Source organism: bacterium, from assembly GCA_035370465.1.
Classification (GTDB): domain Bacteria; phylum Ratteibacteria; class UBA8468; order B48-G9; family JAFGKM01; genus JAGGVW01.
Genome location: DAOOVW010000065.1, coordinates 1 through 6,771, shown reverse-complemented (window position 1 = coordinate 6,771; position 6,771 = coordinate 1). Strand labels below are relative to the sequence as shown.

General features: G+C 29.1%; 4 protein-coding genes. 3 read left to right on the top strand and 1 reads right to left on the bottom strand.

The features are described from left to right. The coding region (locus PLW95_07550) for a site-specific DNA-methyltransferase (GenBank protein HOV22509.1) at positions 1-2,093 on the bottom strand (2,093 nt) is incomplete at its 3' end. A 254-nt stretch (positions 2,094-2,347) separates the two neighbouring features. Between PLW95_07550 and PLW95_07545 the strand changes: the two genes are divergently transcribed. The 3 genes from PLW95_07545 to PLW95_07535 all read left to right on the top strand — a co-directional run bounded on the left by PLW95_07545 (position 2,348) and on the right by PLW95_07535 (position 5,995). Continuing rightward, positions 2,348-3,871 (top strand): DUF2325 domain-containing protein, encoded by a 1,524-nt coding sequence (locus PLW95_07545; protein ID HOV22508.1) that lies wholly within the window; start codon positions 2,348-2,350, stop codon positions 3,869-3,871. A gap of 129 nt (positions 3,872-4,000) precedes the next feature. Continuing rightward, positions 4,001-4,840 carry a hypothetical protein gene (locus PLW95_07540; protein ID HOV22507.1) on the top strand — a complete coding sequence of 280 codons (840 nt, stop codon included), beginning with the start codon at positions 4,001-4,003 and terminating at the stop codon, positions 4,838-4,840. Positions 4,841-5,125: 285 nt separating this feature from the next. Continuing rightward, the gene (locus PLW95_07535; protein ID HOV22506.1) at positions 5,126-5,995 is read left to right on the top strand and encodes a DUF5655 domain-containing protein; all 870 of its coding nucleotides are present in this window, start codon (positions 5,126-5,128) and stop codon (positions 5,993-5,995) included. Positions 5,996-6,771: the final 776 nt, after the last annotated feature.

The following is a 6,771-nucleotide window of genomic DNA, read 5'->3' as shown; positions in this document are numbered from 1 at the left end:
CCCTGATATTCCTTTACTTCTTTTGAAATACCAGATTTATCATAAGCCAAAACTTTCTTCATTCTCGGCAAAACTACACTATAAAAATGTTCTCCCATCTCAACGCCAATCCATTTTCTACCAAGTTTATGTGCTACTGCGGTGGTTGTGCCAGAGCCAAGGAAGAAATCCATTATGATTAATTGTTTGTCATATTCCATTCCCTCAATTACTCTCTTAAGTAGTATTTCTGAATTTTCGGTGGCAAAGAAAGTGTTATGAGTTTCGTAACTTTTTATATCAGTCCAATTTGTATCTAAAAGTAATTCTGGTTCTTTAAGATATTCCGGCATTCCTTTAACTGTATTGCCTTGTGTATCAATATATTTTCTGCCGGGATTAATTCTTATCCATTCCAATTTTTCATATTCAGTTATTTTTTGTTGCGATAAACCCCAATGTTGTCCTTTTGGAGGTAACCATGGTTTGCCAAAGAAATATCTTACCTGTAATTCATAAGTTCTTCTTTGCCCTGGCATATCTAAAGAAATCCATTGTCTATCTTCTTCTCTAATTTTTCTTTTTGCACCCTTAAAAGCCATTTTGTTAACATCTTTTGCGTAGAAGAATATTGAATCAATACCTGTTAAATATTGGTTGGTTAATCCTTTTGGCACATATCCTCTTTTAACAAAAATCTCATTTCTAAAATTTTCTCTTCCAAAAATATCATCCATCAAACATCTTACAATCCAGTTGCCATTATAATCACATCTAACAAAAATACTTCCTTTTTCATTCAACCAATCTTTTGCTATTCGCAAACGATTTTCAAGAAGCGTTGCCCAATTCGCATCTTTGTAATTAGTGCGATATAAAAATTGGTCTGATGAATTTAAATTAAATGGCGGATCAATATATATCGTCTGCACTTTTTCTTTGAATTTCGGCAGAATTGTGTTTAATACTTGATAGTTTTCGGATTTTATCAACCAACCGTCTAATGATTTATCTAAGTCGTCAAACTGACTTAAAATTTCAATTTCTAAATCTTTGAAATATTTTGTATCAATAGGTAAGTGTTCGTATTTTTTTGAGAGATGTTTCCCTGTTAAATCTATTTCAAAAATTTCTTTTATCTTAAAATTCTTATCAACTATTCCTATCTCTTGCCATTCTTTTATTTGTTCTTTAATGCCCACGTGCTTCTTGATTTTTTCAATCAAGTTTTCGTCTTTTATTCTATCCAGTGTAATCACATAGTTGGAGTTTTTAACAAACTTTGGCTTGTTCCATATTTTTACCAGTTCATCTTCAAACTGCCCGATAAAATCAATAATTTTGAAGGCGATATCTTTTAAAATTTGCAGTTGATTAACTCTATCCGCACCCCACTCTTGAGACCCTTCCCAAAAATATTGATAACTCCAGAGTTTAAACTGCTCTTGCAGAAATGCTTTGGCATTTTTGTTTATAAAAAAATCTACTTCACTCTGTTTTTCAAAAACTCTAAAAGCACGTTCCAATTGCTCTTCCGTAATCGCTATGCCTTTTTTCTTTATATTTTTTAATATCTCGTCTTGTTTTGTTTTTGTCCCTCTTTCAGAATAAGAAACACTGAAAACAATTGTGTTGTCTTCACGAATTTTGTCTAATTCAAAAACTACTGAGCGTTTTTCATTGCTTTTTTTGTTTTCTATTGTTGAAGCATCAAAGAAAAACTTAAGACCATCAAATTCAAAAGGCAAACTCCTGAAAATTCGGTCTGTTTTGACATAGTAAAGCATCTGCGTTTTCCAGAATAAAACAACATCTTTTTCATCTGTGTAAACTTTTTCATAAACATTGTTATGAAAAGGAGTTTGGTTAAAATAAATTGAACCACTTTCAGTAAAATATCTGTTAAAAAAGGAGTAAAGTTTATCAAAAAGTTCATCTCTAAATTTTGGATAGTTTTTTAGAGCCGATTCAATATCTTTCTTGAGGATATCTTCTATCTTGCGGTAATAATTTGATTTTATTCTCATCAGGTTGATAAAACCACCTGTTCCCTCAATTTTGGCACCGATAAAAACATCTTGCAATGCTTTGTAAAACTTTTCTTCTTTTGTCATATATACTTATTTGGTTATATTTAATAAAATAACTCACCACTCTCTTTTGTAATTTTTTACAACAAATTATAATTCTATTTCTACTTTTATATTTTAACATTTACATTTTTACCAATCAAATTTAAAATTTCACAAAGAAAAAGAGCCAATGCAATATAACATTTATTCATACTGGTTAATAGAGTAAAATGGTATCATCTACAAACTTATATAGAAATATTCCTCTTTTATTAAATTTTTGTTAAAATAAAGAAATGGAATTTAATTTAAAAAAATGTCGTGATTGTTTTAAAGAAGCATACTATGAAGTATATGGAAAACAGATAAATATTGAACCATTAGAACAATTTTTCAGAAATTCTCTTTCTCAGCAAACATTGACATATGAAACACTAATATCCGTAATTGATAAAAAATATTGGGAATTTGGAAAACATCTAAATCCTCCACCAAAAACACAAATAGAACCTTTTCTTGAGAAAATTAATTCTTTATTAAATGAAAAATTGCCTGAAAATGAAGAATTTGTAATAAAAGAGTTAGTGATGATTTTTCATGACCTGCAATTTACTTCTTTAATATTAAGATTTGCTCATCCAGAATTTTATGGTATTTATAGTACCCCTGTAATAGCCATAACAAGAGTAGAGACAACTCGTGCTATTGACCAATATATGAAATATTTAAAAAGATTAAGAGAATGGAAGGAAACATATGGATTTGAAAGAGTTGCCGATGTTGACCATGCTGCTTGGTCTCTTGCAGAAAAAGAAGATATGGGAAAATGTGTAGAAAAAAAATGTGAAAACTATTTTCTTTATAAAAGGGACCCCAAAATAATATCTGATATTGCTTTTTCTCTATATGATAGAAAAAAAACAGAAGAAGCAATAGAAAAATTAAACAACGCAAAAGAAATTTGTAATGATAAAGAGCCAATATTTCAAACACTTATGATGATTTATGAAGAAATAAAAAATTACAGTGAAATGATAAATGAGGGTATTGAATTAATTAATTGGTATAAAGAGAAAAAAAATTACTATAAAATTCCTGATGTCTGTGAGCAAATATATAAATACGAGAAAATAGTAGAAATTTTAGAAGATGAGATTGAAGCATACAAACATATAGGAGACAAAAACAAACAAATAGAAAAATTAATAACCTTAGCAGAATTGTATAAGCAAGATGGACAAATAAAAAAAGCAATGGAGGTTTATAATAAAATTATCTTAATTGCGCCCGAACAGAAAGAAATAATATCAGAATTAAAAGAAAAATTAGAGGAATTTGCAGAAGAACAAAAAAGCATTGGGAAAGGAATTAAAATATGTCTTAAGTGTCAAAAATTAGCCGAGGAGATTGACTGTATTTATATTCTTCTTCCAAAAGAGAAATGGAACGAGTGTGAACTTTGTACAATTTGGGCAAAGAAATATGACCAATATAAAGAACTATCTGGGAGAATAATTACTATTGTTGGTGGTAAAGAAAGTTTAAAAGAAAGATATAAAGAAGAAATAAAAAGATTAGGTGCAAAAGATTGTTTATTTCATAATGCAATTGATAATATAAATGAAATAAGTAGTTTAGTGAAAAAGGGAGATTATGGAATAATTATTACGAGTATTGCAAGCCACGCTGGAACTAATAAAGCAAAAAGTGAGTTTGAGAAGGAAAAGAAAATTTTTATAAGACTTCATCAAACAGGAATAGATAGTTTAGTAGAAACAGTTGTAAATAATTTAATTCCCCGAATAAGAAATATACAATAATAAAAAGGTCGGAGAGATTGCTTCACGGCTTTGTTTTTTTTATCTAAATATTTTTAACTCAGAGAGGATTCCTATAGTTAGAAAAATGTAATATAAAAAAATTTAAATTTTTTTGTAGGAGGTGTAATTATGTCTATTGAAAATTTCAAAAAATGGATTGAAGCGGGACATACAATTTATGATATTTTTGAAGGTAGATATAATGTTTATCCAATATGTAGGAATTGGGTAGAAAAATGGTATGAAAATGATAAATTCAGCATTTCACAAGATGATATTGAGAGATTAAATGAAATAAGAAAAAATTTTTACTATGCTGCTTTTGAAATTGCTCCTCAACTTCAACAAAGAATGGACGATGCTTTTCAACAACTAATAATTTTTTTAGATGAGAATAGATGTCAGTACAATATAGGTTTAGGAGTTGCTCCTTATCTATTTTTGTGGAATTTTCGACGATTTAAAGAATATTTTGAAGACGAAAGGTTTAATTTATCTGAGTATTTTCAAGAAATTGGATACTTTTTTCAGGATAAAAGAGATATTATAAAAGAATATAGACAAAAGAAGATATATCGTGAGGAAATAAACGAAAATGAGATAAAACAAATACTTAATGATCTTAATGATTGCCTCAAAAAGTGTGGAAGAAATAATAATGAGCCAGTCGGTGTTGCTAAATCACTACACATATTTGCTCCATATTATTTCCCATTGATAGATAATTCAATTGCAAAAGCAACAGGATTAATTAAATCCCAAAGAGATGGTTTATCATTAGAAAAATATTTTAATTGGATAAGGTATATGAAAAAATGGGTTGAAACATATAATATAGCAGAAATACAAGAGATAGAAGAAAGGCACAATTTATCAATTTTGAAATTAATTGATGAAGGATTGTATATAAGCTGTTCTATCCATTTAGGTTCAAGGATAAAAATATTAGGTTTTGAAATAGATAATTAAGAAGATTGAATATGAAAATAAAACTCTAAGAAGCATTATCAGTTGTTGAATAGTGAAGTCATTCGAGAGAAAAATAAAGTTGTTATAAACAAGAGATTTGTAGAAGAATTAGGAAAAATTATTCTTACTTTATAGGGGATTATGAATAGTGGCAAATTTTTCATGTCGCCGTGAAAATTTGCTTAATTTAGAAAAATATAACCACTTGATATATAGTAAAATTTAAATATTTGTGATATACTTTACAGTGTAGTTATCAGAAATTATTATCAAAATGGAGGTAAAATGTCTATAAAATATGCTGTCCCGGTAAAGATTGATATCAAGAGCCATCCGGAATTGAATGAAACGTGGGTTCAGAATATTATAGCTGAGGATCCAAGTATAATAGGATTAGGGAACCTTGTGCTTAAAGACAAAGAAAGAATTCAACCTCGTGCCGGAAGACTTGATTTACTCTTACAGAATGTAGATGCTACAAAAAGATACGAAGTAGAAATTCAACTGGGTAAAACCGATGAAAATCATATTATCAGAACCATAGAATACTGGGATATAGAAAGAAAAAGATTTCCCCAATATGAACACTGCGCTGTTATCATTGCTGAGGACATTACCAGTAGATTCCTGAATGTTATAAATCTTTTTAATGGTGCTATCCCCCTAGTTGCAATTCAAATGAATGCAATCCAGGTTGGTGATACTATTTCTCTTGTATTTACAACAGTGCTTGACCAGTTAAAACTTGGTTTTGTTGATGAAGATGAGGAAGTTTATGAAATAACCGACAGAAATTATTGGGAACAGAGAGCAAAAGAACAGACAGTTGCGATGGCTGATAAAATTCTTGAGTTGATTAACAGTATCTGGCCAGGTTTTGAACTAAAATATAATAAATGCTATATCGGCCTTGCAAAAGACGGACAACCTAATAATTTTGTGATAATGCGTCCACAGAAAAACATTATGCGAGTTGAATTCAAAATTCCGAAATCCGATGACATAGAAAATAAAATAGAATCTGCCGGACTTGATATGCTGGACTATGATAGCAGGTGGGAAAGGTACAGAATAAAATTGAACAAGCCAGATATTGAGAAAAACAAGGATTTTATTATTGAACTATTAAAAGCAGCATATGAAAATAACTTATAAAACAGCCGATATTCTTATTAATCTTTTACTTTCCAAAAATTCTCTAAATTTCAATTATAGATTTTTCATTTATTATAGTATAAAGATATAATAAATACACTATTTGAGATGTATACCCAAAATAGGCTAATTGTCTTCCTAACCCGTTTTCTATAGGTATTTTAAAAAAGAAAACCCTTTAGGCAGTAAAAACCATCTTTTAATTTTTCTTTCAAAAAATATCGTCTGAACTAACCTTTTTTAAAAAAGAAAGGCATTTTTAAGGGGAAGATAAAAACTATTTTCTGACATTTAGACATAGGTACAGACATTGAAAATCTGATGTCAGATGCCAAATTCCTTATCTGATATAGGTTTCTTTAATTTTTCGGACATTCGGACATTGAAATGGGGGTGTATAAAAATCAAGAAATACAATAGACAGGATGGATGAGAGAAATTTACCTATATGCTTCTTTTCTGTGTCTTATATGGTGAACGATAATTGTTCTTTTGCTTTTTATTACTTGATATATCACTCTATAATTTCCCACTCTAAATCTATAAGTATTTTCAGTTGCTGTAAGTTTGACTGTTCCAGTAGGGTACGGATTTGTAGAGAGATTTTCTATTTCTTGAATAATTTTACCTATATATTGGTGGGGAATTTTTCTTAAATCTTTTTCTATAGAAGTTTTAACCTATATTTTATAAATATCCATTCTCTCTCATTCTTGTAAGATAGTTGTCAAGTTTTATTGCTTTTTCTTTTTTTCGTTCAGCAATAATTGCAAGGT

Excerpts from the sequence above, each read along its gene's own strand:
- PLW95_07545 (HOV22508.1), top strand. The coding sequence starts at position 2,348 with ATGGAATTTAATTTAAAAAAATGTCGTGATTGTTTTAAAGAAGCATAC.
- PLW95_07540 (HOV22507.1), top strand. The coding sequence starts at position 4,001 with ATGTCTATTGAAAATTTCAAAAAATGGATTGAAGCGGGACATACAATT.
- PLW95_07535 (HOV22506.1), top strand. The coding sequence starts at position 5,126 with ATGTCTATAAAATATGCTGTCCCGGTAAAGATTGATATCAAGAGCCAT.